The organism is Acinetobacter sp. YH16032, from assembly GCF_013417345.1.
In the GTDB taxonomy this organism is placed as follows: domain Bacteria; phylum Pseudomonadota; class Gammaproteobacteria; order Pseudomonadales; family Moraxellaceae; genus Acinetobacter.
On record NZ_VPEE01000075.1, the window covers coordinates 1 to 4,025 of the forward strand.

The 4,025-nt window shown below is 34.2% G+C and carries 5 protein-coding genes; 3 read left to right on the plus strand and 2 right to left on the minus strand.

Going from position 1 to position 4,025, the window contains the following annotated elements:
- Window positions 1–40: 40 nt before the first annotated feature.
- On the minus strand, window positions 41–331 hold the full coding sequence (locus tag FTV32_RS15900) for a hypothetical protein (protein WP_180029086.1): 291 nt from the start codon (window positions 329–331) through the stop codon (window positions 41–43).
- A 52-nt stretch (window positions 332–383) separates the two neighbouring features.
- A complete protein-coding gene (locus FTV32_RS15905; RefSeq protein ID WP_180029087.1) occupies window positions 384–1,391 on the minus strand; it encodes a replication initiation protein in 1,008 nt (335 codons plus the stop codon).
- Window positions 1,392–1,722: 331 nt separating this feature from the next.
- On the opposite strand from FTV32_RS15905, the gene FTV32_RS15910 reads away from it, so the two are divergent.
- The 3 genes from FTV32_RS15910 (at window position 1,723) to FTV32_RS15920 (ending at window position 3,931) form a co-directional block, all read left to right on the plus strand.
- Window positions 1,723–2,364, plus strand: a complete 642-nt coding sequence (locus tag FTV32_RS15910) for an AAA family ATPase (protein ID WP_179996672.1) — start codon at window positions 1,723–1,725, stop codon at window positions 2,362–2,364.
- Window positions 2,364–2,660, plus strand: a complete 297-nt coding sequence (locus FTV32_RS15915) for a hypothetical protein (RefSeq protein ID WP_179991832.1) — start codon at window positions 2,364–2,366, stop codon at window positions 2,658–2,660. The genes FTV32_RS15910 and FTV32_RS15915 overlap by 1 nt, the downstream gene beginning before the upstream one ends.
- 293 nt (window positions 2,661–2,953) lie before the next feature.
- On the plus strand, window positions 2,954–3,931 hold the full coding sequence (locus FTV32_RS15920) for a hypothetical protein (RefSeq protein WP_180029088.1): 978 nt from the start codon (window positions 2,954–2,956) through the stop codon (window positions 3,929–3,931).
- Window positions 3,932–4,025: the final 94 nt, after the last annotated feature.

A 4,025-nucleotide genomic window follows, 5' to 3' on the forward strand; every position in this document is an offset into this window, starting at 1 on the left:
ACGTTACTTTAGAGTGTACTCCAAAGTTACATAACGTCTCTTATGCACAGTCCAGGAAGAAGATTTTCTTCAGATCCTCAAAGCTTTTACCATAAATAAAATCAAAATCTTTGATCTTCAAGTTTCTAAATTTCTGCTCATATTTAACTGAATACAAAGTTACATAAGGCTCATCACTAAGATATAACTCCTTACAATAAGCAAAGTCTTCTTTACCGTTATAACTATAAATAACTAAGCTGTCATATAGTGCAATCAAGTCACACTTAGAAATAAAGCTATTTTCAGCTTTCAATGCAAAAGTTGAAACAGAAGAAGATATAGGTAACATAAGAAACACCTAAAAGAGCTAATATCTGACTTAGGCTCACTTGGACACCTAACTAAGAAAACAAGTTTAAAGCAGTTCCCAAAGAGCTAATATCTGATTTAGGCTCACTTGGACACTTTATCCACGAAGCAACAACCGATTTGGATACTTTCAACTCATTTGCAATCTTTCGGCAACTTAATCCTTGTAAATGTAGTTCTTTCGCCTTTACACGTAAGGGCTGATATTTTGCAGATCTTACTACTCCGCCCTTTATACCGCCTAACTTTCCTTTTCTAGATTGACGGTCAATAAATTCCTGATAGCAATAGGCGTCTTTTTTCCAGCAATATCGTGCAATGGATTTAGCAATGCCTTTTACTTCACCAAAAGTCATTGGGTTGGTAAGCCCTTGGTTAAGCCCTATGCAATGCTGAACTACACAATCAAGCCAGGATGTATATGTACTCCCTCGATATTTTCGTATTTCTTTATATGCCCAATGCCTAGCCGTATTGAATACAAAACAATTACGCCCTAAACCTATCGCTTCGTCTTGTTTAATCTCTCTATTAACATCTTTCCATGTTAAGTCTAGATTTCGAGCTAGTTCACTTAAAGTATAGGGTTTTTCTCGCAAGCTAGTGGTTTGCCAATAACTTGAGATAGGATTCTTTGATACCAAACTCACATATGCTGGATCTGCATTAAATAACTCACCTAATTTTTGACGAATAGCATTTGCATAAAGGATAGGCTTTTGACGACTAGCATCGGTTGTATAAACAGGTGTTTTTAACTGAAAAAGTATATGTGAGCGCCCATTATTAGGATTGGCAACTAATAAGTTCGGTAATGGAATTCCAACTAAGCCATATAATATTTCTGATAATGAAGACTCATAATCCAAATCAAATACTAGATAATGTAAATAGTAAGGACTGTTTGGCTGTATATATCTGTATTTTATAGAAATTTCTTTAGGCATGATCATCAGACCATAATCCAAATTATCTGCACAGTAAGGCTTTTTAGGTAATCTGTCTTGAAATTGATCAAGCAGAAAAGATAATTGTTGCATTTGCTTATCTTCACTATTTGCAAATGCACAATGACCATGTATTATTAATACAGTTCATGTGCAAGCATGTTCTAAGAATTCAAGCCCTGTAACTTCTCTTCCGCCAAGATTTGAAAGTTACGGGGCTTTTTCATATCTGTAGTTTATACAATATATCTATTTTGTTTTTCAATTCAATCAAAAAGTATATATAAGATAAAACTTTTTTTATAAACTTACGTAAGTTACATAAGTTATTTAAGTTACGTAAAAAGTTAACTATGTGAATACATTGATCTTCTCTATTATTAGAATATACTTAAGTTAAATAAGTTACGTAAGTTAAATAAAAATGATCATATTAGTTGGTGGTGAAAAAGGTGGATCTGGCAAAAGTTGTTTAGCCCAAAATCTAGCAGTTTATTTACAAGCGAGTAATCGAGATATCTTATTACTCGATGCCGATCCACAAGGTACAACAACCGATTGGATCAAAGAACGTGATGAAAATTCAGCTGTAAAAAATATTCCATCAGTACAAGCTTCAGGAAATATTCGACAAATCCTAATGGACTTATCTAAGCGATACCAAGATATCATTATTGATGCTGGTGGACAGGATTCTGAAGCCCTACGTTCTGCAATGACTGTTTCCACGCATATGCTTTTGCCTTTCCGTCCTAAAAGACGAGATCTAAAAACATTAGTACATGTGGAAAAATTAATACGTCTTGCAAAAGCTGTTAATCCTGAACTCTATACGAGAGCAGTCATTACTCAATGTCCTACTTTACCGAGTCAAGTTCAACGCATCTTAGATGCTAAAGAAGCATGTGAATCGTTTGATCTCATTCCATTAAATAATTTTACGTGTAATCGAAATATATATGACGATGCTGATGAAAATGGGTTATCCGTTTTTGAAATGTCATCTGATGAAAAAGCCAAACAAGAAATTGAACAAATCGCTAAAGAGTTTTTAGGAGACCTCTAATGGCTTTAAAAGGTTTAAAAAGAGAAGAGCAAACTTCTAAAAATGAAAAATTAGTGAATGATTTTATCTCTGGTGCATCAAAAAATGTTCAGGAACTAACCCCATCAAATGCTAAATTTCAAAGATATACATTTTCGTTAACAGAAGATGTAAGTGAGCAAATTAATGATCTGAAGGTTAAATGTCGTGTTGCTAAAGCAAATCGGTCTATCATTCTTAAAGCTGCTGTTAGTCAGCTCAATACTTTATCGGATGAAGATTTACATAATTTGATTAAGAAAGAGTTAGGCTACTAATTTTGAGCCACCTTCAGGGTGGCTTTTCTATTTTCAGCTAGCACTAGATTCCTTATAAAACGTATTAAAATTCTATAAATAAAAAAATCAATCACTTGTAAAAAGTTATGCAATTTTTGGAAGTATTTACATAAAAATTACTGTTTTATATTTTTAAATCATATATTTATTTTAAGAAATACCCTGAAAAAATCTAAATTTTTTTAGTGGCATCCTGTAAGGTGCGTATGGTGTGTCTTAAAAAAATCGGTTGAAAACCGATTTTAGAGCGTCAACAAAATTAAGGCTTTCAAGTGATCAAAAATAAACCTTCGTTCAATAAGAAAAAGTGGCTGAGAAATCATCTAGACGATGTTTTACGCCTAAAAAAAGAGGGTTTGACCTATCAATCCATCATCCAAGTGCTAAAAAAAGACTTAAATATGCCCTTTGATTTGGAGGAATCACTGTTAAGTCGTTATCTCAAAGAGTTTGCAGAGGATGAATCAACCACTTTAAAGACCAAAACAGCCCTAACAAACAAAGTTGAGCGTCAGATAGACCGGCTTACTCGTCAAAATAATGAAATACAGAACCTAAAACGTCGTTTAGACCGTATGGCTGAACGTGAAATGCAAATGCAGATTCAAAATACTCAGTTAAAAGAACGTAATCAGGTTTTAGAAAACAAGTTCTTAGATGGCGATGCACGTATAGAAGACCTTTTACGCTACAAAGGATTGCACAATTCAAAGTGGAAGATTGCAGAACTAGAGCAGAAAAACGATGAGCTATTCCAAACAGTTTTGATGCTTGAAAGACATACTGAACGATTAGCAAAGCCTCATGAACAGGCTGATGAAAAAATTAGACAGCTTGAGAATGAACTTTCACAGATCAAAGGGAAATATGAACAACTAGAGCAAAATCAGCGACTATCCAATCAAGAACTTAAACAACTTGAACTGACGATTAACACCTTAAAAAACGAAAAACAGGCTCTAGAAAAACAACTTGCCGAAAAAGAAACGCCCATTATTCACCAAGACCAAGAAAAAATTGATCAACTCACACAGGAACGGCAGAAATTCCTCCAAGAAAGAAATCAACTACACATGCTATCTAAGCGTCTAAAAAGCGATTTAAGCAATTCTGAACATCAACTGAGGGAAGTATCGAACCTACTGCATGAAAGCCAAAATAACGCCAAAAAGAAGGATTTATGGCGTGTTTTGGCTCTGAGTTTTGGTTGCTTGGCTGTTATCTTCTTATTGATGTGTATTTTCCTCTAAGACCGTATTTTGTTTGGGCCATTATTTCAGTCCAAGAGGGCTGAAATTGGCTCAAATAAAATGCGGTCATTATGTTTTTTGGCTAAACAAAGCC